The 26,020-nt window shown below is 38.8% G+C and carries 23 protein-coding genes, 1 riboswitch and 1 other annotated feature; of the genes, 2 read left to right on the forward strand and 21 right to left on the reverse strand.

Annotated elements, in window-relative coordinates:
• Positions 1 to 3 precede the first annotated feature (3 nt).
• The 6 genes from NYE73_RS17775 to NYE73_RS17800 form a co-directional block, all read right to left on the reverse strand.
• Positions 4 to 456, reverse strand: a complete 453-nt coding sequence (locus NYE73_RS17775) for a MarR family winged helix-turn-helix transcriptional regulator (RefSeq protein ID WP_016991542.1) — start codon at positions 454 to 456, stop codon at positions 4 to 6.
• A gap of 74 nt (positions 457 to 530) precedes the next feature.
• A complete protein-coding gene (locus tag NYE73_RS17780; protein WP_004226437.1) occupies positions 531 to 752 on the reverse strand; it encodes a helix-turn-helix domain-containing protein in 222 nt (73 codons plus the stop codon).
• A gap of 187 nt (positions 753 to 939) precedes the next feature.
• A complete protein-coding gene (locus tag NYE73_RS17785; RefSeq protein WP_066037526.1) occupies positions 940 to 1,404 on the reverse strand; it encodes an acyl-CoA thioesterase in 465 nt (154 codons plus the stop codon).
• 195 nt (positions 1,405 to 1,599) lie between these two features.
• Complete coding sequence (gene sdhB, locus NYE73_RS17790; protein WP_004226431.1) at positions 1,600 to 2,379, reverse strand: succinate dehydrogenase iron-sulfur subunit; 780 nt, start codon at positions 2,377 to 2,379, stop codon at positions 1,600 to 1,602.
• A 5-nt stretch (positions 2,380 to 2,384) separates the two neighbouring features.
• Positions 2,385 to 4,139, reverse strand: a complete 1,755-nt coding sequence (gene sdhA, locus NYE73_RS17795) for a succinate dehydrogenase flavoprotein subunit (RefSeq protein WP_004226429.1) — start codon at positions 4,137 to 4,139, stop codon at positions 2,385 to 2,387.
• 66 nt (positions 4,140 to 4,205) lie between these two features.
• A complete protein-coding gene (locus tag NYE73_RS17800) occupies positions 4,206 to 4,814 on the reverse strand; it encodes a succinate dehydrogenase cytochrome b558 subunit (RefSeq protein WP_004226428.1) in 609 nt (202 codons plus the stop codon).
• 272 nt (positions 4,815 to 5,086) lie between these two features.
• Between NYE73_RS17800 and NYE73_RS17805 the strand changes: the two genes are divergently transcribed.
• Positions 5,087 to 5,521, forward strand: a complete 435-nt coding sequence (locus NYE73_RS17805; protein WP_048393678.1) for a YslB family protein — start codon at positions 5,087 to 5,089, stop codon at positions 5,519 to 5,521.
• 98 nt (positions 5,522 to 5,619) lie between these two features.
• Here the strand turns inward: NYE73_RS17805 and NYE73_RS17810 are convergent, their stop codons facing one another.
• The 14 genes from NYE73_RS17810 to zapA all read right to left on the reverse strand — a co-directional run bounded on the left by NYE73_RS17810 (position 5,620) and on the right by zapA (position 22,351).
• Positions 5,620 to 6,846 (reverse strand): aspartate kinase, encoded by a 1,227-nt coding sequence (locus NYE73_RS17810; protein ID WP_066037528.1) that lies wholly within the window; start codon positions 6,844 to 6,846, stop codon positions 5,620 to 5,622.
• 133 nt (positions 6,847 to 6,979) lie between these two features.
• Positions 6,980 to 7,157, reverse strand: a riboswitch (Lysine riboswitch).
• A 107-nt stretch (positions 7,158 to 7,264) separates the two neighbouring features.
• Positions 7,265 to 9,055 carry an excinuclease ABC subunit UvrC gene (uvrC, locus tag NYE73_RS17815; RefSeq protein WP_259948383.1) on the reverse strand — a complete coding sequence of 597 codons (1,791 nt, stop codon included), beginning with the start codon at positions 9,053 to 9,055 and terminating at the stop codon, positions 7,265 to 7,267.
• Between the two features lie 124 nt (positions 9,056 to 9,179).
• Positions 9,180 to 9,491, reverse strand: a complete 312-nt coding sequence (gene trxA / locus NYE73_RS17820; RefSeq protein ID WP_004226420.1) for a thioredoxin — start codon at positions 9,489 to 9,491, stop codon at positions 9,180 to 9,182.
• Between the two features lie 121 nt (positions 9,492 to 9,612).
• Positions 9,613 to 10,929: an amino acid permease gene (locus NYE73_RS17825; RefSeq protein ID WP_284705897.1), complete on the reverse strand. Its 1,317-nt coding sequence runs from the start codon at positions 10,927 to 10,929 to the stop codon at positions 9,613 to 9,615.
• Positions 10,930 to 11,020: 91 nt separating this feature from the next.
• Positions 11,021 to 11,254 (reverse strand) — a binding site (T-box leader).
• A 139-nt stretch (positions 11,255 to 11,393) separates the two neighbouring features.
• Entirely contained in the window at positions 11,394 to 12,371 is a 978-nt protein-coding gene (locus NYE73_RS17830; RefSeq protein WP_048393670.1) for an electron transfer flavoprotein subunit alpha/FixB family protein, read from the reverse strand.
• A 47-nt stretch (positions 12,372 to 12,418) separates the two neighbouring features.
• Positions 12,419 to 13,192, reverse strand: coding sequence for an electron transfer flavoprotein subunit beta/FixA family protein (locus tag NYE73_RS17835; protein WP_259948387.1), 774 nt, complete (start codon positions 13,190 to 13,192; stop codon positions 12,419 to 12,421).
• A 114-nt stretch (positions 13,193 to 13,306) separates the two neighbouring features.
• Positions 13,307 to 14,080: an enoyl-CoA hydratase gene (locus tag NYE73_RS17840; protein ID WP_004226413.1), complete on the reverse strand. Its 774-nt coding sequence runs from the start codon at positions 14,078 to 14,080 to the stop codon at positions 13,307 to 13,309.
• A 14-nt stretch (positions 14,081 to 14,094) separates the two neighbouring features.
• Positions 14,095 to 14,676 carry a TetR/AcrR family transcriptional regulator gene (locus NYE73_RS17845; protein ID WP_054549980.1) on the reverse strand — a complete coding sequence of 194 codons (582 nt, stop codon included), beginning with the start codon at positions 14,674 to 14,676 and terminating at the stop codon, positions 14,095 to 14,097.
• A 138-nt stretch (positions 14,677 to 14,814) separates the two neighbouring features.
• Positions 14,815 to 16,509, reverse strand: coding sequence for an AMP-binding protein (locus NYE73_RS17850; protein ID WP_048393666.1), 1,695 nt, complete (start codon positions 16,507 to 16,509; stop codon positions 14,815 to 14,817).
• Between the two features lie 447 nt (positions 16,510 to 16,956).
• Positions 16,957 to 17,370 (reverse strand): DUF350 domain-containing protein, encoded by a 414-nt coding sequence (locus NYE73_RS17855; protein WP_008179180.1) that lies wholly within the window; start codon positions 17,368 to 17,370, stop codon positions 16,957 to 16,959.
• Between the two features lie 22 nt (positions 17,371 to 17,392).
• Positions 17,393 to 19,759 carry an endonuclease MutS2 gene (locus tag NYE73_RS17860; RefSeq protein WP_259948399.1) on the reverse strand — a complete coding sequence of 789 codons (2,367 nt, stop codon included), beginning with the start codon at positions 19,757 to 19,759 and terminating at the stop codon, positions 17,393 to 17,395.
• An 18-nt stretch (positions 19,760 to 19,777) separates the two neighbouring features.
• Entirely contained in the window at positions 19,778 to 21,487 is a 1,710-nt protein-coding gene (gene polX / locus NYE73_RS17865) for a DNA polymerase/3'-5' exonuclease PolX (RefSeq protein WP_259948401.1), read from the reverse strand.
• 58 nt (positions 21,488 to 21,545) lie between these two features.
• Positions 21,546 to 22,085, reverse strand: coding sequence for a CvpA family protein (locus tag NYE73_RS17870; protein ID WP_004226395.1), 540 nt, complete (start codon positions 22,083 to 22,085; stop codon positions 21,546 to 21,548).
• A 5-nt stretch (positions 22,086 to 22,090) separates the two neighbouring features.
• Complete coding sequence (gene zapA / locus NYE73_RS17875; RefSeq protein WP_016991554.1) at positions 22,091 to 22,351, reverse strand: cell division protein ZapA; 261 nt, start codon at positions 22,349 to 22,351, stop codon at positions 22,091 to 22,093.
• A 135-nt stretch (positions 22,352 to 22,486) separates the two neighbouring features.
• Here zapA and rnhC point away from each other — a divergent pair, with 135 nt between their 5' ends.
• Positions 22,487 to 23,410 carry a ribonuclease HIII gene (gene rnhC / locus NYE73_RS17880; protein ID WP_259948406.1) on the forward strand — a complete coding sequence of 308 codons (924 nt, stop codon included), beginning with the start codon at positions 22,487 to 22,489 and terminating at the stop codon, positions 23,408 to 23,410.
• Positions 23,411 to 23,592: 182 nt separating this feature from the next.
• On the opposite strand, the gene pheT is transcribed toward rnhC, so the two are convergent.
• Positions 23,593 to 26,010 carry a phenylalanine--tRNA ligase subunit beta gene (gene pheT, locus NYE73_RS17885; RefSeq protein ID WP_259948410.1) on the reverse strand — a complete coding sequence of 806 codons (2,418 nt, stop codon included), beginning with the start codon at positions 26,008 to 26,010 and terminating at the stop codon, positions 23,593 to 23,595.
• Positions 26,011 to 26,020 lie beyond the last annotated feature (10 nt).

Raw genomic sequence — 26,020 nt, forward strand, 5'->3', positions numbered from 1 at the left:
GCCTCAATCCTGTTTCATGTGTACATGTAGTTTTTCTAAATAGCTTGATAATTGCGCGACTTCTTGTTCATTAAAACCAACAAGCATCTCTTGCAAATATTGCTGTCTTTTTTCAATTACTTCTTGAATGATACGTTCGCCCTTTTCGAGAAGATGAACGACAACGACACGGCGATCATTTTCATCACGCACACGCTTGACTAATTCATTTTTCTCCATTCGGTCCACTAAATCTGTTGTCGTGCTAAAAGCTAAATATAAACGGTTTGATAATTCGCCAATTGTAATATCACCAAGCTCTTCTAACCACTGTAATGCAACAAATTGTGGCGGCGTAATCGCATAATCGGAAACAATTTCTCTTCCCTTTTGCTTCACGATGGCCGCTATATAGCGTAATTCCTTTTCAACCGTTGCAACGGTTTCAGGTGAGTGCTTTGTTACTTCATCCGACATATAACTATTTCACTCCTAAAAATACGTTGAATAGTTCTATTTTGTCGTTTTTTTCACGAAATAGCAAGTGTCCATTAGTCTAATTTAAATTCTTCCAAGCGTAACAGCTCAATTAACGCCTGAGATCGATTCGTTACACCTAGCTTTTGAATTGTATTGGAAATGTGATTTCGCACTGTTTTTTCACTAATACCAAGCTGCTCTGCAATATCTCTCGTTGTTTTTTCAGCTAATAAAAGCGCAAATATTTCACGTTCTCGGTTTGTTAAAAGAGAACGATGATGAGAGCCATTCATTCAGTTACACCCTCCTCCCCCGCACGTATTGTAACTTATGTTAAGGGGCAGGAAGCGGTGACGGCTATTTGCATGATTATTCCATGTTTCCTTAAAAATTTCGAAAATTACATTGTTACATTCATAAATTTTACGTAAAAAGCAAAACCTACTATTTCAATAAATTCACATATACTTATATGTTGAACTAGTGAGGCAGAATGGCCAACTGAATGAATTTCGTTTTTTCTTCCTCTGAAATCGGCACACTTTTACCTGTACGAGGATCCATTTGTACAATTGTCCCACGACCAGTGAAACAGATTTCGTCCTTTTGATTTTTTGCTAGATAGTGAATGTCCATCGACGAATTCCCAACTTGCGCGATTTTTGTATAGATTCGTAGTACGTCATCAAAGAATACCTGCTTTACATAATCGCATTGTAAATCGGCTACAATAGGTATAGATTTCACATTCTCTTCTCCAACTGGGGGCATTAAAATTCCTAAATGTCTGAAGTAATCAATTCTTGCTTGCTCAAAATATGTAAAGCTAATCGTATTGTTCATATGACCATACATGTCTGTTTCTGAAAATCGCACTCGTACCTCGCTAAAAAATGAAAAACCCTTTTCCCACTCTTGAAAATTATCGATATAATTTGCCTTCATGATATACCATCCCCTGTCATGTAATTGCACGTCTTTTATCAATCAACGGCAAACAAAATGAATACATATTCATTATAAAAGAAAATGCTATATTATCATAGAAAAAATGTAAATAAACAACTTGATAAATTTCATTTCTATAACTATAAAAAACTCCCTTACACTTCGTGTAAGGGAGTTCAGCTTGTCCGTATATTAGTCTACGTAGTGGTCAGAACCGAAGAAGTTACGGAACATTTGCACTGTAGTTGCACGGTTTAATGAAGCGATGGATGTTGTTAAAGGAATACCTTTTGGACATGCAGCAACACAGTTTTGAGAGTTACCACAGTTTGCAAGGCCACCATCACCCATAATCGCATTTAAACGTTCATCTTTAATCATAGCACCAGTTGGGTGAGTGTTGAAAAGACGTACTTGTGATAATGGAGCTGGTCCGATGAATGAAGCTTTTTCAGACACGTTTGGACATGCTTCCATACATACACCACAAGTCATACATTTAGATAGTTCATAAGCCCATTGACGTTTACCTTCTGGCATACGTGGACCTTCACCTAAATCATACGTACCATCGATTGGTACCCATGCTTTAACTTTTTTAAGCGCGTTGAACATACGTTCACGGTCAACTTGTAGGTCACGAATAACAGGGAATGTTTTCATTGGCTCCAATTTAATCGGCTCTGTCAATTGGTCTACTAGTGTAGAACATGATTGACGTGGACGGCCATTGATCACCATTGAACATGCACCACAAACTTCTTCTAAACAGTTCATATCCCATGATACTGGTGATGTGTTTACACCATCTTCAGTAACAGGATTTTTTTGAATTTCCATTAAAATTGAAATTACGTTCATACCATGACGGTAAGGCACTTGGAATTTTTGCCAGTAGCTATTGCCGCCTTGTGTATCTTGACGTAAGATTTCCACTTTGACCATTCTTCCAGTATTAGCTGCGATTTGCATAACTTTTAGTCTCCTTTCGCAGAGTAGTCGCGTTTACGTGGTGGGATTAATGAAACGTCGACTTCTTGGTACGTGATGATTGGATTACCAGTAGCTGGGTCAAACTTCGCCATTGTTGTTTTTAAGAAGTTCTCATCATCACGGTTAGGGAAATCAGGTTTATAGTGTGCACCACGAGATTCATTACGTAATAGTGCACCTTTTGTCATTACTTTTGCAAGCACTAACATATTTTTAAGCTGACGTGTAAAGTGTGCGCCTTGATTGCTCCATTTTTGCGTATCATTGATGTTGATGTTGTTCCAACGCTCAGTAAGCTCATCAAGTTTTTTCAATGTATCTTCAAGCTGATCATTGTAACGTACTACAGTCATTGTAGCAGTCATCATTTCACCAAGCTCTTTATGCAGTAAGTAAGCGTTTTCTGTGCCTTCCATTTTCATGATAGCATCCCATTTCGCTTGTTCCTCTTTTACACGAGCATCGTAAATCTCTTGTGGAAGATCTTCAGCATGCTTTTTAAGGTGTTTTACATAGTCTACTGCGTTTGGTCCTGCAACCATACCACCGTAGATAGCAGATAATAATGAGTTTGCACCAAGACGGTTTGCACCATGTTGAGAGTAATCACATTCACCTGCTGCAAATAGACCAGGAATTTCAGTCATTTGATTGTAGTCAACCCATAATCCACCCATTGAATAGTGAACTGCTGGGAAAATTTTCATTGGTAATTTACGTGGGTCATCCCCTACGAATTTTTCGTAGATTTCGATGATACCACCAAGTTTAACGTCCAATTCATGTGGATCTTTATGTGAAAGATCTAGGTATACCATGTTTTCGCCATTGATACCAAGTTTTTGGTTTACACAAACGTCGAAAATTTCACGTGTCGCAATATCACGTGGTACTAAGTTACCATAAGCTGGGTATTTCTCTTCTAGGAAGTACCAAGGTTTACCGTCTTTATAAGTCCAAATACGACCACCTTCACCACGAGCTGATTCTGACATTAGACGGTTTTTGTCATCTCCAGGAATCGCTGTTGGGTGAATTTGAATGAATTCACCATTCGCATATGAAGCACCTTGTTGATAAACGATAGAAGCAGCAGAACCTGTGTTAATAACAGAGTTTGTTGTTTTACCGAAGATAATACCAGGGCCACCAGTCGCCATAATAACAGCGTCTGCACGGAATGATTTAATTTCTTCTGTACGCATATCTTGCGCTACGATACCACGACAAACGCCGTCTTCATCGATAATAACACCAAGGAATTCCCAGTGTTCATATTTATTTACTAAACCAGCTACTTCATGAGAACGAACTTGCTCATCTAGCGCATATAGTAATTGTTGACCTGTTGTTGCACCAGAGAAAGCTGTACGGTGCATTAAAGTACCACCAAAACGACGGAAATCTAAAAGTCCTTCTGGTGTACGGTTGAACATAACACCCATACGGTCCATTAAGTGGATAATGCCAGGTGCTGCATCACACATACCTTTAACTGGTGGTTGGTTCGCTAGGAAGTCCCCACCATAAACTGTATCATCAAAGTGGATCCATGGAGAATCCCCTTCACCTTTAGTATTTACCGCACCATTAATTCCGCCTTGCGCACAAACAGAGTGTGAGCGTTTTACAGGAACTAATGAGAATAAATCAACTTCAGTACCAACTTCAGCTGCTTTAATCGTTGCCATCAGACCGGCAAGACCACCGCCGACAACAATTATTTTGCTTTTCGCCATGATTATTTCTCACTCCTCTTAAAAAATTGCAATGATTGCATGTGCTCTATCGTAGCTTCTATTGAATTATACGAAAGCTAAAATAGCAGCCACACCAACTACACTTAGAATTACGAAAAGAATGTTTGTTACGTAAGTAGCGATCTTTTGAGACTGAGGAGATTGTGTAATACCCCAGCTTACTAGGAATGCCCATAAACCGTTAGATAAGTGGAAAGTTGCTGATAAAATACCAACAATGTAGAATCCAAGCATGAATGGATTAGCAACAATATTCGCCATCATGTCGTAATCAACGTGTGTGCCAAGTGCTTTTTGAATACGAGTTTGGAAAATATGCCATGCAATAAATATCACTAAGAATACACCAGTAAAACGTTGTAAAGAGAACATCCAGTTACGGTACGTGCTGAAACGTCCTGTGTTTGGTGTAGCAGTGAATGCAATGTAGACACCATAGAATGCGTGGAACATTAATGGAATATAGATGACAATCCATTCAACTAGGATAAGGAATGGAATCTTTTCCATTACTGCGGTAGCATCGTTGTAACTTTCTGCCCCGCCTGTTGCTGTAAAGTTAATGAACAGGTGCATCGTTAAAAACAGACCTACTGGAATGATCCCAAGTAGAGAATGTAAGCGACGCCATAAAAACTCTCGATCTTTCGACAAGACTGTTACCCCCCTTAGTACTTAAAATAGCACAACAAAAGAAGTCATCATTTTGTAAATGATACTTCATTGACTGTGTATTTCATCATGGTACAATATTATGACATGTTTATTGTACTCTCAAGAGCTACGAGCGTCAAGGCAACTCGGAGTTTTTCATAGAGCTTATTAAAGAACTAATCTAGTACATGATGCGTCGTTTTTTCTCGAAAAATCTATCATTACTTTATTACCGTTAAATTTTAAGAAAATTCTAAGAAAGAAGGATAACAATGTTAAACACTCCATCTCCTACAATCTCATCATTTGGCTATGAGATCATTCGTGATCATATTCTATCTTCTATACTCGGTAAACATGAAGATGACGTCCTTTATTGGGCAGGTAAAGAGCTTGCTCGCAAGTTCCCATGTAAAAGTCAAGATGAACTTATCGCATTTTTCGCAGATGCCTGCTGGGGTACATTAGAACTCATAAAGGAATCAAAAGATGGACGTATTTTCCAGTTGACAAATGACCCTGAAATTCTTCAAATAAAGCAGCGTAGCTTTAAACTTGAAGCAGGATTTATAGCAGAGCAAATTCAACTAGCTAAAGGCTACCTGACAGAATGCTATAATGAAAAACGGGAAAAGCAACAATACGTCATGTTTACAGTCAAATGGGACGTTAAAGAACGTATTATGAATACCATTCCCTCAGAATAATTAAAAAGGATTGTTTCCCATTAAAGAATGGGATGACAATCCTTCTTTTTTCTTCCTTTTATTTCGGTCAATTACATAAAATGCTGTTTCTTCTATTATTATATGTAAAGTGCTTGCTCTAAATTAAACTCATCATGGAGAGCATTAGCTGCTTGGATCATATCATCCTGTGGTACAACAACGGACACTTTTATTTCAGAAGTACTAACCATTTTTACAGGGATATTTTCACGACGTAACCGATCAAACATACGAGCAGCAACGCCTGGATTGGAAGCCATGCCTGAACCAATAATAGAAACTTTTGCTAGTCCAATTTCGAAGTCAGCAAAACTAAATCCAAGTGATAATTTACTATCCTCTAAAACACGTAATGCTTCCGCAAATTCCTCTTTTAAAATGGAAAACGATACAGTTGGCTTCAACCCATCAATAATGGCTTGGACAATAATATCTACATTAATACGGTTCTCTGCAAGAACCGTAAATATATCTGCTAATGAAGCATTGGAAAAAGCATCATACCCTACTGTTAAACGAATAATATCTGATTCAAATGCAACACCACGAACGACTAAATTTTTTTCCATTTCCACTTCCTCCTTCAATAAAGTGCCTACTGATTCTATTAAACTTGAACGTATAATAACAGGCATTTGAAATTTCTTCGCTAACTCCACCGCACGAGGATGTATGATATGAGACCCTAAATTCGATAATTCCAACATTTCATCATATGAAATTTCTTGAAGCTTTTGGGCATTGGGAACATATCGTGGATCTGCTGTATAAACACCATCCACATTTGTATACATATCTACTCTCTCCGCTTCCAATGCTATGGCAAGTGCAACAGCAGCTGTTTCAGCTCCACCTTTTCCAAGCGTGGTGATATTGTGCACTTCGTCAATCCCTTGTTCTCCAGCAATAACCACAATTTGTCCCTGTGCAAAATGTTCTTCCATACGACTAATATCTATATAGTCGATACGAGCATGTCGATACATACCATCCGTATGTATACCAGCTTGCCATCCAGTTAGAGACACAGCCTCATAGCCTGCTTCCTGCAAAGCGATGGTAAATAAAGCACTAGATAATTGAGATCCAGTTGACAAAACTGCATCTAATTCTCTTTTCGACACATCGTCAGTTAGTTGGTGTACCATCATTTTCATCTCTTTCGCAGTGTGTCCCATTGCTGCAACGACCACTACTACATCCAATCCTTTGTCCTTTTCAGCAATCGCTTTCCTAGCAGCCTCTTGGATTTGTTCAGTAGAAGCTAATGCAGCTCCTCCAAACTTCATCACGATTTTAGCCATTTCTTTCGTTCTCCCTTCCAGTTCATGTATTTCACCAAATTATGGGGGGTAAAACCGTTTCTAGAAAACTAAAAGGCAGCCTCCACATAACGTGAAAGCTGCCTATAACATGTACAATAATCGTAACTTGCGCATGTGTGATAGCTCTCCGAAACGTTTAGAATCGACAGTCTTACATTTCTTAAATGCAAAACCAGTACAGCAATGGAACAACAATACTGTACTTCGGCAAGCTCCCCTTTCACACAATATCTCTGGACTTGTCCATCCTCCATCGTGTTACTCTTGAATCTTGCACCTCTATCATCACTTTAAAGTGAATGTATTCAATTCATTAAGCCTTTGCGTAAACAAACTAGTCACGCAGTTGACTCTTCATAACATTGAAAACAATGTTATTTATAACCATAGCACATGCCTATTCCTTTGACAATGATTGTTGCTGAAAATAGCTAAAAATTTGGCTTGCTAAATTAGCGGGCATCCCAGCCTCCTGTAATGCTAGCTCGCTCGCCTCTCGAATTTTTTTGACTGAACCGAAATGTTTAAGCAGCTGTTGCTTTCGTTTTGGTCCTACCCCTTCAATATGATCTAATACAGATTGAATGGCATGCTTCTCATGCTGTTGACGCAAGAAGGTAATAGCAAAGCGATGGACTTCGTCTTGAATTCGTTGTAATAAATAAAAGCCATCACTTGTACGTTTTAAGCTAATCACTTCTGGTGGATCACCAAACAAGAGCTGAGATGTATTATGCTTATCATCCTTGGCTAAACCAGCAATCGGTATAACAAGACCAAGCTCATCTTCTAGTACTTCACGGGCTACTTCCATTTGTCCCTTACCACCATCAATTAAGACTAAATCTGGTAATGGTAGTCCTTCCTTTAAAACACGTATATAGCGACGACGTATAACCTCCTGCATTGCACCGTAATCATCATGCTTGGCTGCTGTACGCGTTTTATATTTTCGGTACTCCTTTTTCGCAGGCTTCCCATCAATGAAAACAACCATAGCAGATACTGTATCCGTTCCATGCATATGACTATTATCAAAAGCTTCAATTCGTAAAGGTGTACTAATGCCCATTGCTTCACCAAGTGCCTCACAAGCACCAATCGTACGTTCTTCCTGACGCTCTATTAGCTGGAATTTAGCTGCCACAGCAATTTCAGCATTTTTGGTAGCTAATTCAACCAATTCCTTCTTTTGACCTCTTTTCGGTGTGAGCACTTTAATTTCTAATAATTCTGTTAAGATAGCTGCATCAATGGCTTGTGGAATAAAAATTTCTTTTGGCTTAATATGCTCTGGCTTTTCATAAAAGCGCCCAACAAATGTTAAAAATTCTTCCTCTGCATCTTGATAGATGGGAAAAATTGAGACATCGCGCTCAATCAGCTTTCCTTGACGCACAAAGAAAACCTGAACACACATCCATCCTTTTTCAACAGCATAGCCAAATACATCTCGATTTGTTGTATCACTTGAAACTATTTTTTGTTTCTGCATAACCGTATCAATATGGGCAATTTGATCTCGGAATTCCTTCGCTCGCTCAAATTCTAGGTTTTCTGCAGCTGCTAGCATTTTAACTTCAAGCTCTTTTTTGACTGCCTCCACACCACCATTTAGAAACTTCGTCATATCCTCAATCATTTCTTGATAAACCTGACCATCAATTTCCTTCACACAAGGTGCTAAGCATTGACCCATGTGATAGTACAAGCAAACCTTGGAAGGTAATTGTACACATTTGCGCAGCGGATACAATCGATCCAATAGCTTTTTCGTTTCACTTGCTGCATAGGCATTCGGATAAGGACCAAAATATTTTGCCTTATCCTTTTTTACCTTCCGTGTCGTAATCAGACGAGGATGTTTTTCATTCGTAATTTTTAAATATGGATAGGTCTTATCATCCGTTAACATGACATTATATTTTGGATCATGTAATTTGATGAGATTCAGCTCTAAAATAAGTGCTTCAATATTTGATGACGTTACAATATACTCAAAATCTTCTATTTCACCTACAAGCCTTTGCGTTTTCCCTTCATGTGTTCCCGTAAAATAAGAACGTACACGGTTTTTTAGAACTTTTGCTTTACCGACATAAATGATAGTCCCTTGTCGATCCTTCATCAAATAGCAGCCAGGTTGATCTGGTAAAATATCCAGTTTTCGCTTTATTAAATCGTTCATTACCTACCTGCCCCCCCTAAGTAAAAATTCCCCTCATTAGAATAATGTTAGTTATTTTCTTTATTATATAACGAAAAAAAGCCGAACACATCAATTGATGGCTCGGCTTTGTGAACTTCATTCATTACGCATGTTTTGCGATAAATGCTTCTAAAGCTTCTTTTGGTTGGAAGCCTACTGTTTTGTCAACTAATTCTCCATCTTTAAATAATAGTAAAGATGGGATTGACATAATTTGATACTGAGCTGCAGTACCTTGGTTATTGTCAACGTCAACTTTTACAATTTTAGCCGCACTACCTGCTGCGTCCATTTCTTCAAGAACTGGCCCAATCATTTTACATGGTCCGCACCAAGCAGCCCAAAAGTCTACTAGTACTAACCCTTCTTTAATATCGTCCTGGAACGTAGCATCTGTTGCATGTACAATTGCCATTTGAAATCCTCCTTAAACTTACTATGCTTGTAGTATAGCATGGATAAATTCACTTGAGCGAACAATCTGCCTACAATGTATTTTTTATGCAAATCTGTGTCGAAAAATCAATACACAGTCATTAATTGACTTGATAACGACCCTTCAATACATAGGTTAACGTAATAAAAAGGTAAATAGCTAACGTAATGCCTGTCACAATAATAGATGTGGTGAAAATAATTCCGATGAGAATCGCACTTAACGCCAATATAGCTATCCAAGTCGTATAAGGGAACCATTTTACTTCATAGGCACTTGTGTGCTCTGCTTGTTTTTTACGTGATTTTAAATGTGCAATCGCAATAATTAACCAAATAAATAACACAGTATAACCAAGTGATCCCATTAGAAAATCAAATGTTTTGCTTCCCGCATATAAAGATAAAATGACCCCTAAATACATCGCTAAAGTACACATTAAAATAGCATATACTGGTACTTTTCGTTTCGATAAATAAGCAAAGATTTTAGGCACACGTCCATCTACAGCCTGTGTATATAGTACGCGTGATGAACCATACAGTCCTGAATTCATTGATGAAATAATGGCAAGTAAAACAACAGCGTTCATAATATGGTCTGCCCCTGGAATACCAACCATTTTAAAAACCATGACAAACGGGCTTTCAGGAACCCCATTTACTTCATTCCAAGGAATCAAGCTTACGATAATAAAGAATGGCAGTAAGTAAAAAGTAACAATACGTACTAATGTACTGCGAACAGCTTTTGGCACTACTTTTTCAGGATTTTTCGTTTCAGCTAATGTAATCCCGATGATTTCTGTCCCACCATAGGAGTAGATAACTACAAGCATTGCAGCAATTAATCCCGTCGAGCCATTAGGGAAAAACCCACCATGCTCCGTTAAGTTAGCAAAACCAACAGCACTATGATTTCCAAACGTCACAAGCAATAAAATAAGTCCTGCAATGATAAAGACAATAATAACAGTAATTTTGATTAATGCTAGCCAATATTCTGTTTCTGCAAAGATTTTTACGGATAATAAATTAATCGCTGTTACTAACACAGAAACAGATAGTGCTAGTATCCAAATTGGATATTCTGGTAACCAATATTGAATAAAGATAGCAGCCACGACAGACTCTGCTGCAATATTTAAAACCCACATTTTCCAGTAGATCCAATCTAGGAAATACGCAGGGTATTTACCTAACACGGATTGCACTAAATCTCTAAAGGTTCTTGCTTCTTTATTACGCACGGCCATTTCTGCTAAGCCTTGCATAACAAATAATAAAATAATGCCGCCGATTAAATACGCAATCAGCACAGATGGTCCTGCCATATCAATGGCTGCACTACTTCCTTTAAATAATCCCGCGCCAATGGCACCACCTAACGCCATCATCGTGATATGACGCGAGGTCATTGTTCTTGTTAATTGTTGCTTGTTTTTTTCCACTTTCTTACCTCCTAAATATCAAAAAAGCATACCATCTATTCCTTCATCATCAAATGAAAGAAGAGACGATATGCTATCAGCAAACCGCGGTACCACTCTAATTGGCTCTTGAGAACCCAGCTTAAAAAACCTTGTAACGAAGGTTAACCGTCAAACAAATAGAATAATCTGATAATTCTATTTGTGTTACCACTCCTAGGCAAGTTCAAAGTCTTATTGGTCTGCGTTGCACCAACCCGCAGCTCTCTTCACCGAATAACGAGCTTTTACTACTCCTAATCTTTGCGTTTCAAATCATTAATGTATCCATCACTATAATGTCTATCGTTAATTATGTCAATATTTTATTTTGCAATAATTTTCAAATAGTACTTTTTAAAATGGAAAGCAATATAAAAAAACAGGAAGGGTTACCCCTTCCTGCATCTGTATTATGCATTCACTTTTAATGCTTTAAATTCTTCAATTAGAAGCGGAATAACTTCAAATAAATCTCCTACGATACCATAATCCGCTACTTTGAAAATATTTGCTTCAGGATCTTTATTGATAGCAACAATGACTTTTGAATTGGACATTCCAGCTAAATGCTGAATCGCGCCCGAAATACCTGCTGCAATATAAAGATCTGGTGTTACAACCTTACCTGTTTGTCCGATTTGAAGCGAGTAATCACAGTATTCAGCGTCACATGCACCACGTGATGCACCTACTGCACCGCCTAGTAAATCAGCTAGCTCTTTTAATGGCTCGAAGCCTTCTTCTGACTTCACGCCACGACCACCTGCAACAACTACTTTCGCTTCTGAAAGATCTACACCTTCTGAAGATTTACGAACAACTTCTTTAATAATTGTGCGCAGATTTGTAATCTCTACAGAGATGGCAGACACATCACCTGTTTTACCTTCTGCTTTTTCTAAAGGTGTAATGTTATTAGGACGAATAGAAGCTAAGACAACGCCTTCTTTAACTTTTACTTTTTCAAAGGCTTTACCAGAGTAAATTGGTCGGATGAATACCACATCATCGCCTGCACCTTCAATAGCAGTGACATCAGATACTAGACCTGCTTGCAATTTGCTTGCAATTTTTGGCGATAAATCTTTCCCATTTGCTGTATGACCAAAGACAATACCTGCTGGTTGTTCTTGCTCGATAATAGCTAATAGTGCTTGACTATAGCCATCAGATGTATATTGTTTTAAATGCGGGTGTTCCACTGTTACTACTCGATCAGCACCATATTCAAATAATGGACCTGTTAAACCTGCTACAGCATCCCCTAAAAGTACCCCAACAACTTCGCCACCATCAGCGATTTGTTTTGCAGCTGCAATTGCTTCGAAAGAAACATTACGTAAGCTTCCTTCACGAACTTCACTTAATACTAATACTTTTTTTGACATAGCATATTCCCTCCGTTACCCTTTAAGATTCGATTGACATCAAATAATTAAACAACTTTTGCTTCCGTGTGAAGTAGATTTACCAGTTCTTTTGCTTGGGCAGAAAGGTCGCCTTCTAAAATACGGCCTGCTGCTTTTTGAGCTGGTAAGAAGATGTCTACGGTTTCAATCTTCACTTCTACATCATCTTCATCGATATCTAAATCATCTAACTCAAGCTCTGCAAGCGGTTTCTTTTTCGCTTTCATAATACCTGGTAGAGATGGGTAACGAGGCTCATTTAAACCTTGCTGAGCAGTTACTAATAACGGTAAAGAAGTTTCAATTACCTCTGAATCACCTTCGATATCGCGAACAATTTTCGCAGATGTTCCGTCAATTTCAAGTTTTGTAATCGTAGTTACATAATTCATATCCAATAAATCAGCAACACGTGGACCAACTTGCCCTGAACCACCATCAATCGCAACATTTCCTGTTAAAATTAAATCTGCATCTTTATCTTTTAAGTATTCTGCTAGTAGATAAGCTGCTGCATGTTGGTCCAGCTTATCTAAATCATCTTCTGTATTAATAAGCACTGCTTCGTCTGCTCCCATAGCAAGTGCTGTACGTAATTGCTTCTCTGCATCCTCGCCACCAATTGTCACGACTGTTACCTTACCACCAGCAGCATCGCGAACTTGGATTGCCTCTTCAATGGCATATTCATCATAAGGGTTGATAATGAATTCTGCGCCGTCCTCTTGGATTTTACCACCCGACACAACGATTTTTTCTTCTGTATCAAATGTGCGTTTAATTAATGCAAAAATGTTCATATATCCATACCTCCTGGAACGTTTTATAATTCTAAGTAAACTTATAAATATTATATATTTTCAGTTTCGATAACGCCGATAACATACTGAACGTTGCTATCGACATTTGGAAAATTATTTGCCAGTAAACACAGGCTCACGCTTTTCAATGAATGCTTGAATTCCTTCTTTGGCATCTTCTGTGACAAATACTGTCCCAAAGGATTTAGCCTCTGCTTCAATGCCTTCATAGAATGATGCATGCTTTGCATATTGCAATGTTTGAATAGCTGCTTTTAAAGCAATTGGGCTTTTCTTAGCAATGCTCTTAGCAATCTTTAACGTTTCTTCTAGCAATGCTTCGTCTGAGAATGAACGGTTTGCTAAGCCCCACTGAACAGCTTCATTACCAGAGATTGGTTCACTTGTAAACATCATTTCAGCAGCCTTTGCTACTCCAACATAGCGTGGTAAGCGCTGTGTACCACCAAAACCAGGAATAAGCCCTAATTGTAATTCAGGTAAACCTAATTTTGCTGATTCAGTGACAAATCGCATATGACAGCTCATTGCTAACTCAAGCCCTCCGCCTAATGCCGCACCATGGATGGCTGCAATTACAGGCTTAGAAAACGATTCAACACGCTCAAAAACCTGCTGCCCGTTGCTAGCTAGCTTTGTAAATTCCTCACCAGATTCTACCCCAATAAATTCTTTAATATCTGCCCCTGCAGAGAAGAAACGGCCTTCACCATGAAGTACAAGGACTCTTACAGCATCATCGTGTTCTACAGCATCAAGCACAGCGTTAACTTCTGCAATAATACCGCGAGATAATGCATTTGCTGGTGGACGTGCAATTGTAATAATCGCTACTCCATCTTCTACTTTCCAACTTAGAAATTCCATTTCTCCACATCCTTTTAAGCTTTAATGCCGTTCAGGATTAATGCCTGAACCTTTGGAACCTGTTCCATCAAATCATATCGATAGTCATTCATAACCCACGACGTAATAGTTTCATCAATTGTTCCAAAAACCATTTGTCGAGCCAAGCGTACATCCATCGTCTGATTGAACTCACCTGTAAGCATACCCTCGATTAAAATTTGATCAAGTAGCTGTAAATACTCGCGCAATACGGAATTAATTTTTAATCGTAAGTCTTTGTTTGACTGGCGAAGCTCTAATTGTGTGACAGTTGCTAGGTATCGATCTGTCGCTAGAACATTAAAATGATTTTCAATCATTCGTGAAAGTTTGTCTTTAGACGTACTCCCCTTTTCTATTATATCTTGTAATGACTCTACAAAAACAGCCATTTTTTCATTAAAGACAGAAATTAATATATCTTCTTTATTTTTAAAATATAAATAGATTGTTCCATCGGCCACCCCTGCCTGTTTGGCGATTTTCGATACTTGCGCTTGGTGATACCCATTTTCCGCAATAACGATGACAGCTGCATCAATAATTTGTTTATATTTTGGCTTATCTCGTTTCACTTTTATATCACCACCTAAAAAACATGCGCACGTCGATATGACGTGTAAACCTAAAAAAATATGAAAATATGAATGGTCATTCATTCATATTTTCATATTATATTTTACAGCATTGCTTGTCAATACTTTCACACGTATTTATTTCGCTTCTTTATTCGCTAATTTTGTTTTTTCTTCTTCAACTAACGTACGACGCAAAATTTTTCCTACAGCTGTTTTTGGCAGCTCTTCTCTAAATTCATAATAACGCGGAACTTTAAAAGCTGCTAGATGCTGACGGCAATATTTATTTAATTCGTCCTCAGTAATCGAATATCCTTCTTTTAATACAATATAAGCTTTAACTGTTTCACCACGATACGGATCAGGTATGCCTGCTACTACGCACTCTTGGATCTCTTCACGTTCATATAACACTTCTTCTACTTCACGTGGATAAATATTAAAGCCGCCTGCTATTATTAAATCTTTTTTACGATCTACTACATAGAAGAAGCCTTGCTCATCCATATAACCAAGATCACCTGTTAAAAACCAACCATCAGCAAATGTCGCAGCTGTATCCTCTGGACGGTTCCAGTAGCCCTTCATTACTTGTGGTCCTTTAACAGCAATTTCACCAACTTCACCAATAGGTAGCTCTTCTGTATCACCTGTACGTAAAATAACCGCTTCTGTATTTGGCCAAGGTAAACCAATCGAGCCAATCACCCGCTTCCCCCAAATTGGCGTAGCATGTGTTACAGGTGAGGTTTCTGTTAACCCATATCCTTCTACTAGCTTTCCACCAGTCACTGCCTCAAACTTCTCTTGCACTTCAATTGGCAATGAAGCAGAGCCACTTAGGCATGCCTTAATGGATGATAAATCATAATTCGCAATATCTGGGTGATTTAAAAGGCCGATGTATAAGGTTGGTGCGCCGGGGAACAGTGTTGGTTTTTGTTTATCAATCGTCTTTAATGCCGTTTCAGCATCAAACTTCGGTAAAAGCACCATTCTATTTTGAGTAAATACAGATAAAAGCATAACAGTTGTCATGCCATAGACGTGGAAGAATGGTAGAATGCCCATAATGGTTTCTTCACCATGAACACATTTATACATCCAAGCATCACACATTGTCGTATTGGCAATTAAATTTTTATGGGTCAGCATAACGCCTTTTGGGAAACCTGTTGTCCCACCCGTATATTGAAGGAGTGCTAGGTCTTCTTCAAAATCAAATGGCATATTGTCAATTATCTTAATTGGTGCTGAACGCATTATTTCTGAAAACAGATGATTTTGGCCGCTATGTTCAACCTTGACACTAAAGCCATACTGCTTTTTTTGAATAAATGGATAGACTAAATTTTTTGGGAATGGTAAATAATCTTTAATAGCTGTCACAATGACATTTTCAAGAGCTGTCTCTTTCATAATTTTCATGACTCTCGGATATAAAATATCCATTACGAGAATAACCTTTGCTCCTGAATCAGCCATTTGATATTGAAGCTCACGTTCAGTATAAAGTGGATTTGTTTGTACTACAACAGCACCTGCATACATGGCACCATAGTAAGCGATTACACTTTGTGGCGTGTTAGGCAGCATAATTGCTACTCGATCTCCCTTTTCCACACCTAGTGCTTGTAAATAGTTTGCGAACCTTAAAGCTGACTCATATAGCTCGGTGTACGTCAAATCCTTTCCCATAAAATGAATCGCTACTTTGGATGGATTCTTTTTATAGGCACGTGTCAAAAACTCTTGCACTGGAATTTCCTCAAACGTTAAAGACGATGGTACTTCTTCAGGATAATTTGCTAGCCATGGTTTTGCTGTCATACGTCCTCTCCCCTTTGTCCCAAACTTTGTCAATTCTTATATTTATTATAATGAAAAAGAAATACAGTTTCAAACAGAAAATAGAAAATAAATGCATTTTCGATTAATTATTATGCAATTAACAACATTAATATGATTGGTATTTATCGGGATTTATTTGAATACACCTTATGAATGCTCGTTCATTATTGAGTTACTCCATAAAAAAATAATCAGCATATTCCTATATTATAAAAATAATTTTTCTACCCTTTAATAGAGTTATATGAAAGAAAGTTAATAGGTTGTAGTAGAAATTTATGCTATGTACAATTAACAAAAAACGCATCCTCATAAAGAGAATGCGTTTTTTATTTAAATCGTTAACATATAGTAGACACCTACTGCCAAAAATGCAATACAGACAACGATTAGTACTTTTGCTAATTTTTCCATGTCATGACACTCCTATGCAATACTTGCCCCAATTACAAACGAAAGACCGACTGAAATGGTAAAGGAAATGAAACCAACTGAGCGATTATCATTGGCAATCTCTTGATCAACGTTAAAACGAGGTGTCATAAATTCAAATAAGAAATACGCTACAATCAATAATGTAAAGCCAAAAAGGCCCCAACCGATCATTTCACTTAATGTGCTATGACGTGCAATGGAAAAGCGGAAGATATTACAAATCCCTAGTATTTTTCCACCTGTTGCAAGAGCCACAGCGACATTACCTTTTTTAATTTCTTCCCAATTTTTATATTTCGTAACGACTTCGAACAATGCCATCGAGACGACTAAACATAATACTACAACACTAAAATATCCTGCCGTTTCGATAATTGGATATCGCCAAAAGCCAGAATTCAGCATTTTTCTCCGTCCCCTTTATAGCTTATTTCAATTCAACAACTGTGACGCCTAAGCCCCCTTCACCGGCTTCACCAAAACGGAAGGATTTTACGCGCTTATGCTTTTTCAAATAGCTTTGAATACCTTGACGTAAAGCCCCTGTACCAACTCCATGAATAATGGACACACGACCATAATTAGAGAGTAATGCATCATCAATATATTTCTCTGTTCTTACGATTGCATCCTCATAGCGTTCACCACGTAAATCTAATTCTAGTTTCACATGACTATTTCGATTTTTCACACCAGCTGTTCGTAATACAGGCTCTTTTTCAGGTTTAATATATTCCAAATCACTATCTGAGATTTTCATTTTTAAAATCCCCATTTGGACAACCCATTCGGTATTCGACACCTTTTCTAACAAAGTACCTCGTTGACCATAGCTTAACACCTTTACCTCGTCTCCGACAACTAAGTTTTGTGCACGAGCTTTGACTTGTGCCGCCTTTTTTAGCACTTTATTGTCTTCAAGTGGTGTTGCTTCTTCCAAGCGTTTACGTGCTTCAATCAATTCATGCTCCTTGACAACTTGATCAGCATTTTTACGCATTTCTCGAAGCTCTGCAATAATCGCTTCTGCTTCACGTTTTGCTTCATCAACAATTTTACGCGCCTTTTCCTTCGCCTTCTTATCAAGCGCCTCTTTACGCTCCTCATAGGCTTGCAATTTATCTTGAAGCTCTTTACGTAATGTTTCTGATTCTAATAGCAATGCATGCGAACGCTCTGCATCATCTTCAGATTGGCGACGTGTTTCTTCCAATGAGGCAATCATCGATTCAACCTCATGTCGATCGGTTCCAGTAAAGCCTTTAGCACGATCAATAATGGATTCAGGTAAACCAAGACGACTGGAAATTTCAAATGCATTTGAGCGCCCAGGTACACCGATAAGTAGACGGTAGGTCGGGCTCAAAGTTTCAATATCAAATTCTACACTGGCATTGGCTACACCTGGTCGATTATAGCCATAAGCTTTTAGCTCAGGATAGTGAGTTGTAGCCATTACACGAGCACCGCGCCCATGTACTTCGTCTAAGATTGAGATGGCTAAAGCTGCCCCTTCCTGTGGGTCAGTACCTGCCCCTAACTCATCAAAAAGAACAAGTGATTCGTGATCAAATTTTTGTAGGATGTCAACAATATTAACCATATGGGACGAGAACGTAGAAAGTGACTGCTCAATTGATTGCTCATCACCAATATCGGCAAATAATTGCTCAAATACAGCAAGTTCTGAGCCATCTAATGCTGGCACTGGTAATCCAGCTTGTGCCATTAATGTACACAGACCAACCGTTTTTAATGTCACCGTTTTACCACCTGTATTAGGACCTGTAATGACAATAGCTGTAATGTCTTTACCAAATTCAATATCATTGGGAATAGCTGATTCTATTGGTAGTAGTGGATGACGTGCACGTATTAGTCGGATATAGCCATCCTGATTCATTTTAGGCATTGTACATTTATTGGCTTGGCCATATTTGCCCTTTGCTAAAATGACATCGATATCGCCTAATACCTTCACTAAGTTAAATAAATCTGATGCTACTTCTTGCACCATTGCACTTAATGCTAGTAAAATACGTTCAATTTCTGCCTGCTCTTTCATTTTCAAGCGATGAATTTCATTGTTTGCTTGGACAACAGAATCTGGCTCAATAAATAAGGTTTGACCAGAAGAAGATTGGTCATGGACAATCCCACCATAGTGGTGACGATATTCCTGCTTTACGGGAATAACAAAGCGATCATTACGAATTGTCACAAGTGTATCAGAAAGCATTTTCGCTGCATTACTTCCCCGAATTAAACTTTCCAGCTTAGAGCGGACTTTCCCTTCTTCAGCACGCAAAGATTGGCGAATAGAGCGCAATGTTTGACTAGCAGAATCTAAGACAGCTCCATTGTCGTCAATACAGTTATTAATTTCATGTTGCAATCCTGTTAGGACAGGCATTGCTTCCTTTTTGGAGATGAAATGGGGAATATCAATCACTTCATCGGCTTCTAAATCTTCAATAAAATTGCGTAGAATTCGGCTTGCTCGAATCGTGCTCGAAATTTCCATTAGTTCTACTGCTGCTAACATGCCTCCTATTTGAGCACGTCTGGCAGAGGGACGGACATCAAAAATTCCGCCCATTGGTACATTGCCCTTCACACGCAAAATGGAAAGTCCCTCATCCATTTCCTCTAATAATTGTACTACTTTATCAAAATCTGTTTGTGGCACAAGCTCCTCAATGGCAGATTTACCAATGGAAGAAGTACAATAGGAAGCCACTTGTCGCCTAACTTTATCGTATTCTAGTGTTTTCAATGCGCGTTCTGCAATCACTGAGAACACCTCCTCAGCCTATTTATTTCGTTGTATGAACGCTTCAAACTGTTCACGCGTCCATGTATTCACAATCATATCTTTCGGTAACCATGCTCTATTTGCATAGCGAACCCCAATATCCATAAAACGTAAATGTGCAATATCATGCGCATCTGTGTTGATGGCTACTGGCACACCTGCAGCGCATGCCATTTCTAAATGTTCTACACATAAATCGAGACGATATGGATTTGCATTTAACTCTAAAATTTTACCATATTCCTTTGCCCAGGCAATTAACTGTTTCATATCAGGATTATAACCATCGCGATCTTCAATAATTCGACCAGTCGGATGGGCAATCATATGAACATAGGGATTTTGCATAGCTGTTAGTAAACGTGCCATAATTTTATCTTGTGATTGTGTAAAACTAGAATGAATGGAAGCAATAACAAAATCGAGCTCTTTTAACACCTGATCTTCGAAATCAAGTGAGCCGTCTGGTAAAATATCCATCTCCGTCCCTTTAAACAAATGAAAATCTGGATGTGCTGCATTAAATGCCTCAATTTCTATACGTTGCTTTTCTAAACGCTCCGGTGTTAATCCATTTGCTACTTTTAGGAATTGCGAATGGTCTGTAATAACGCTATATTGATAGCCCCGTGCTAGTAACGCCTCGCCCATTTCTGCAACAGAGTATGCACCATCTGACCATGTTGTATGCATATGCAAATCAGCTTTAATATCCTCTAGTCGAACTAAGTTTTGAATTATGTTTGTTTTGTCAAATTCTACTGTTCCTGTCCGTAAGCTCGGTGGAATCCAAGGTAGATCAAAATGAGCGAAAAATGCTGCCTCGTCTTGGAACGTCAAAACGGTACCATCTTCCTGTTCCACACCATATTCACTTATTTTTTCACCACGGGCTTTGGCAATTTGCCGCATACGAACATTATGATCTTTTGAACCTGTGAAATGATGCAACGCAGTCGCATATTCATTATCTTTCACTAAACGGAAATCAACGCTAACTGGTTCATCTAAGTCTAAAATCACCGAAATTTTTGTATCCCCTGCCGCCACGACTTCTTGAATGGCCAAGCTATTTAACAACTTTTCGCGTACTTCCTCAACTGCTTCTGTCACAACAATAAAATCAATATCTTTGCTAGTTTCTAACGCTCGACGGAAACTCCCAGCAACTGAAAACCGGTCTACTTCCTTCATACTACCTAGAAGCGCCTCAATTTGTAAAACCACAGGCTCAAGCTGCCAAATTGGTAGTCGTTCTGAACGATTTGCTAAATTGGCTAGCTCCTTTAAAATCTTCTCCTCAGTTTTTACAGCAAATCCAGCTAATTCACGTACTTTTCCTGCCTCACAAGCTGCCTTCAAGCTTTCTGCAGAGTCAATACTAAGCTCTTGGTGTAGTTTCGCAATTTTTTTTCCTCCCAAGCCAGGTAATTTTAGCAATGGCAGTAACCCTTTAGGTACAACCTCTTCTAACTCCTTTAACAAACTCGATTCACCTGTTAACATTAAGTCCTCTATTACAGCCGCAGTACCCTTGCCAATACCTTTGAGTTTTGTTACATCATCCATTTCGCTTAATGAACGTTCGTCCCCCTCTAGTGCTGCCGCAGCCTTTCGAAAGGCTGATACCTTGAATGGATTTTCTCCCTGTAGTTCCATATATAAAGCAATTTTTTCGAGTGTGCGAATAATTGTTTTTTTATTCATTGGTAATTCCTCCTATCGTAAAAACACTTCCCTCAAGACAGAGAGAAGTGCACAGTTACTATTGCATATAAATATACCACCAGTTTTGGAACATCTTTGTAATAATTGGTGTATGCTCCAACATCAGACCACTTAACAATGACTTCGACATTAAATTTTGTATGGCATCTACTGGTAATAAAGCGCACACATATAGCAAAATAAACATAATTAAATAGTTTTCAATCATGCCAAGTAACGCCCCAAGCCAACGATTCACTGTATTTAGCACAGGCAAATACGCGATAAAGTCAAATATCGATGCCACGATTTGCAACGTTATTTTTACTGCAAAGAAAATAACAGCAAAGGCAATTACCCGATAAAAGGTGCGGTCTAAATCTAGACTATCAATGACAACGCCAAGGCTACCTGTGTCAGTGACACCTGGATACGGAACCCAAAATACAAATTTTTGTGCTAATGGCTTATAATAAATATACGCAACAATTAGGGCTACTACAAAGCTGACAATATGCATCATCTGTACAATAAAACCTCGTTTTGCACCGACGCCTATACCAGCTAACAGTACCACTAATATGATTAAATCTAACATTCTCTTCAACCCTTTAACTTTTTCAATTCTTCTTCTAATTGCTCCATTCGTTCTTTTAATAGTAAATAATCATGAACTGTATTTACTGCTGTCAGAACAGCAAGTTTTGTGCTATCAAGTGAGGGATTATGTACGTTCATCTCGCGCATACGGTCATCAACAATCGAAGCAACAAGTCTCATATGGCCAATGGATTCAGAGCCGACCATTTTATATGTATGACCATATATTTCAACAGAAATTTTATTCTTTTCTTGTTTTTCCATAGTCGCACCCTCCTATAAATTCGATGCACACACGATTTTAGAGGCTTGTGAGCACCATCACACAAAAAAGCTATTTATTATCATACCATGAAAGGTATAAAATTGTGAACAACGAGGACAGAAAGGAACGATTAAATGGCAAATATTGTGCTTTCCATTTCAACAAATATTCAAAAAGAGGTGATGGCTTACTATGCATCTCACTTTATAGAACGAAAGGCTCCGGGAGTCATTTTTGCGGCAAAACTACCAGATACAGCCATAACTATGTATAAATCAGGCAAATTAATGTTTCAGGGGGGCGGTGCTGAACGCGAGGCAGCACGTTGGGGAACTGTTGAAAAAACCGCTACTCCACTCTCCACTATCGGGGCAAAAGGGGATGTACTGCCTAACAATTTCGCAACCATGTCTGTCTTAGGCTCAGACGAAACAGGCACAGGTGATTATTTTGGTCCAATCACTGTAGCAGCAGTGTATGTGCCTACTTCCAAAATCGAACTCATGAATGAGCTTGGCGTAAAAGATTCAAAAATGCTAACAGATGACTATATGAGGAAAATTGCACCTGATTTGCGTGCAGCCTGTGTCCATAGTGTTCTCGTCTTACGCAACGAGAAATATAACAACTTACAAGCGAAAGGCTATTCCCAAGGTAAAATGAAAGCCATGATGCATAACAAGGCACTACATAACACACTATCAAAAATGGCACCTGAAAAACCTGAATTTATCTTAATCGACCAGTTTGCTGAACGTGGTGTCTATTACAATTATTTAAAAAATGAACGTGAACTTGTACAAGAGAATGTCTACTTTTCTACTAAAGCAGAACAATTACATGTAGCTGTGGCTACAGCATCTATTTTAGCTCGTGCTGCCTTTTTAAAGGAAATGGATCGTTTGAGTGACATTACAGGGCTTACATTAATGAAGGGCGCCTCTAACAAGGTAGATGTGCAAGCAGCCCGAATCTGGCGTAATCAGGGCGAAGAATTTCTACGCTCCATCACAAAATGGCATTTCGCCAACACTGATAAAGCACGGAAGATGAAGTAAATCATACTATTGGTTGCTTAAAAAAGCTTTTTTGGGGTTCCTGATGAGCGTGAGACGCATTAGGAACCTTTTTGAGCGCTTTCCTCATTTTATGGATCATTCTTTCTTCACCTTTTGGATCATCATCTTCACCATTCTCAAACAAAAAAAGACTGCCTCGTAAGACAGTCTTTTTTCATATATTAGCGTACTTCTGTGCCTGCAATCGTAGCAATGGCTTTTAACACTTTGTTATGTGCGGCCACTACTTCTTCGTCTGTTAAAGTACGTTCTGGATCAAAGTATGTGAGTGAGAAGGCAACCGATTTTTTACCTGGTTCCATTTTCTCCCCTTCGTAAACATCGAATACGCGGATATCTTTTAATAGTTTCACACCCGCTGCATCAATAGCTTCCATTACTTCGCCCGCTGTTGTTGTACAGTCCATTATAAGAGCGATATCGCGAGACATAGCTGGGAAACGAGGTACTGGTGTATAGGCAAGTGGTGCTTCTTGTGCCGTTGCACTTAATAGCGCCACTAAATTCATTTCCATTACATACGTGTCTTTTACACCCCATGCTTTTTGCTCTGCTGGGTGAAGTCCACCAATGATGCCGACTTGCTTGCCATCCAATAAAATGCTAGCCGTACGACCTGGATGTAAGCCATCCACTTGTGATTTCACAAATGTCATGCGATTTGCTAAGCCAAGTTTGCCAATGACACCTTCGATGATACCTTTTAGCACAAAGAAATCTACAGCTTTTTTCTCACCTTGCCAAGCATGGTCTAGCCATTTGCCAGTTAGTACTGCTGCCACATGTTCTTCCTCATATGGTTGCCCCTCATCTGATTGACCAAGGAACACGGAACCAATTTCATATAAAGCCACGCCTTCAGCTTGACGTGCAACATTATAAGCCGCCGCTTCGATTAAATGTGGAATAAGGCTTTGACGTAATGTAGAACGCTCCTCACTCATTGGCATAAGCAAGCGAGTTACCGGCTCTGCTTTCAAAGCAAAACGTTGTGACAATGCATCCGACGTTAACGAATAAGTTACCGCTTGATACAGGCCAGCCCCTTCCATGTAATGACGAACAACACGTCGATTTGCTTGGTAAGGTGATAAATTACCTACTTGTGTTGCACCCTCTGGTAATGTCATTGGAATTTCATCATAACCATAAAGACGAGCAATTTCCTCCACGATATCCTCTTCAATTTTAATATCTTGGCGACGTGTTGGTGCATCAATAATTAATAAACCATTTGCTGCCTCTACACCAAATTTTAAACGCTCTAAAATAGAAAGCATATCTTCTAATGCAATCTTCATACCTAAACGTTCATTAATAAAATCTGGGGAAACGACTACTCGCGCTGGTGCTTTATCTAACTCATCTACTAAACATGTACCTTCTAATACTTCGCCTCCTGCTAATTCAGCAAGTAGAGCAGCAGCACGTTCAGCAGCTGGTAAGACACGATTTGGGTCTACCCCTTTTTCGAAACGAGCCGATGCATCTGAACGTAGGCCAAGATGACGAGACGTTTGACGCACTGTTAAACCATCAAAATAAGCTGATTCAATGACAACAGTCGTTGTTGAATCTGTTACCTCTGAATTAGCACCACCCATTACACCAGCAATGGCTACTGGCTCTTTGCCATTTGTAATGACTAAATCTGAAGCTTTTAATGTACGTTCTTGGTCATCTAATGTTGTAATTTTTTCACCTTCTGTTGCTTTACGAACAACGATTTCACCCGTTGCTAGGCTATCATAGTCAAAAGCATGTAGAGGTTGACCATATTCCATTAATACATAGTTCGTTACATCTACGACATTATTGTGTGGACGTACTCCCGCAGCCATTAGACGATTTTGTAGCCACATTGGTGATTCACCGATTTTTACGTTTTTCACAACTTTTGCTACATACATAGGATTTGCTTGTAAATCTTCTACATGAAGCTTCAGGTAATCCTGTGCTTTTTCACTAGCAGTTTGATAGGAAATTTCTGGATATTTAATTTCCTCTGAAAGAATAGCACCTACTTCATATGCTACACCTAGCATTGAAAGAGCATCTGAGCGGTTTGGTGTTAGTCCTAACTCCAGCACTGTATCACGTAGGCCCAATATAGCCAGTGCATCTGCCCCTACTTCTGCATCTGCTGGTAGGACAAAGATACCTTCTGAATACGCCTTAGGAACAAGCTTTCCTTCGATTCCAAGCTCTTGTAAGGAACAAATCATTCCGTTCGATTCATGACCGCGAAGTTTTGCTTTTTTGATTTTAATGCCACCTGGTAAATGTGCACCTGGACGAGCAACAATGACTTTCTGACCAGCATCAACATTCGGTGCACCACAAATTATTTGTTGGGGCTCTGCTTCGCCAACGTCAACTTGGCAAATATTTAACTTATCAGCCTCTGGATGTTTCTCCTTAGAAACTACATAACCAACTACAACTTTATCCATAGCATTAGCACGATCAATTACTGCATCTACTTCGATCCCAGAGCGTGTAATTTTTTCTGCTAATAGCTCAGGTGCTAAGTCCTGCGTATTGATATAATCTTTTAACCATTCTAATGATACTAACATGTTTTATCCC

The organism is Lysinibacillus sp. FSL K6-0102 (assembly GCF_038003545.1).
GTDB classification, from domain to species: Bacteria; Bacillota; Bacilli; order Bacillales_A; family Planococcaceae; genus Lysinibacillus; species Lysinibacillus capsici.

What these genes read in the sequence shown, in the direction of transcription:
- NYE73_RS17870 (WP_004226395.1), bottom strand. Translation starts at nt 22,085, where the DNA reads ATGTTAGATTTAATCATATTAGTGGTACTGTTAGCTGGTATAGGCGTC.
- pheT (WP_259948410.1), bottom strand. Translation starts at nt 26,010, where the DNA reads ATGTTAGTATCATTAGAATGGTTAAAAGATTATATCAATACGCAGGAC.
- NYE73_RS17825 (WP_284705897.1), bottom strand. Translation starts at nt 10,929, where the DNA reads ATGACCTCGCGTCATATCACGATGATGGCGTTAGGTGGTGCCATTGGC.
- sdhB (WP_004226431.1), bottom strand. Translation starts at nt 2,379, where the DNA reads ATGCAAATCGCAGCTAATACTGGAAGAATGGTCAAAGTGGAAATCTTA.
- NYE73_RS17775 (WP_016991542.1), bottom strand. Translation starts at nt 456, where the DNA reads ATGTCGGATGAAGTAACAAAGCACTCACCTGAAACCGTTGCAACGGTT.
- sdhA (WP_004226429.1), bottom strand. Translation starts at nt 4,139, where the DNA reads ATGGCGAAAAGCAAAATAATTGTTGTCGGCGGTGGTCTTGCCGGTCTG.
- NYE73_RS17855 (WP_008179180.1), bottom strand. Translation starts at nt 17,370, where the DNA reads ATGCTGAATTCTGGCTTTTGGCGATATCCAATTATCGAAACGGCAGGA.
- NYE73_RS17835 (WP_259948387.1), bottom strand. Translation starts at nt 13,192, where the DNA reads ATGAACATTTTTGCATTAATTAAACGCACATTTGATACAGAAGAAAAA.
- trxA (WP_004226420.1), bottom strand. Translation starts at nt 9,491, where the DNA reads ATGGCAATTGTACATGCAACAGATGCTACGTTCCAGGACGATATTAAA.
- NYE73_RS17850 (WP_048393666.1), bottom strand. Translation starts at nt 16,509, where the DNA reads ATGACAGCAAAACCATGGCTAGCAAATTATCCTGAAGAAGTACCATCG.
- NYE73_RS17840 (WP_004226413.1), bottom strand. Translation starts at nt 14,080, where the DNA reads ATGGAATTTCTAAGTTGGAAAGTAGAAGATGGAGTAGCGATTATTACA.
- polX (WP_259948401.1), bottom strand. Translation starts at nt 21,487, where the DNA reads ATGAATAAAAAAACAATTATTCGCACACTCGAAAAAATTGCTTTATAT.
- rnhC (WP_259948406.1), top strand. Translation starts at nt 22,487, where the DNA reads ATGGCAAATATTGTGCTTTCCATTTCAACAAATATTCAAAAAGAGGTG.
- NYE73_RS17785 (WP_066037526.1), bottom strand. Translation starts at nt 1,404, where the DNA reads ATGAAGGCAAATTATATCGATAATTTTCAAGAGTGGGAAAAGGGTTTT.
- zapA (WP_016991554.1), bottom strand. Translation starts at nt 22,351, where the DNA reads ATGGAAAAACAAGAAAAGAATAAAATTTCTGTTGAAATATATGGTCAT.
- NYE73_RS17780 (WP_004226437.1), bottom strand. Translation starts at nt 752, where the DNA reads ATGAATGGCTCTCATCATCGTTCTCTTTTAACAAACCGAGAACGTGAA.
- uvrC (WP_259948383.1), bottom strand. Translation starts at nt 9,055, where the DNA reads ATGAACGATTTAATAAAGCGAAAACTGGATATTTTACCAGATCAACCT.
- NYE73_RS17830 (WP_048393670.1), bottom strand. Translation starts at nt 12,371, where the DNA reads ATGTCAAAAAAAGTATTAGTATTAAGTGAAGTTCGTGAAGGAAGCTTA.
- NYE73_RS17810 (WP_066037528.1), bottom strand. Translation starts at nt 6,846, where the DNA reads ATGGCTAAAATCGTGATGAAGTTTGGAGGAGCTGCATTAGCTTCTACT.
- NYE73_RS17805 (WP_048393678.1), top strand. Translation starts at nt 5,087, where the DNA reads ATGTTAAACACTCCATCTCCTACAATCTCATCATTTGGCTATGAGATC.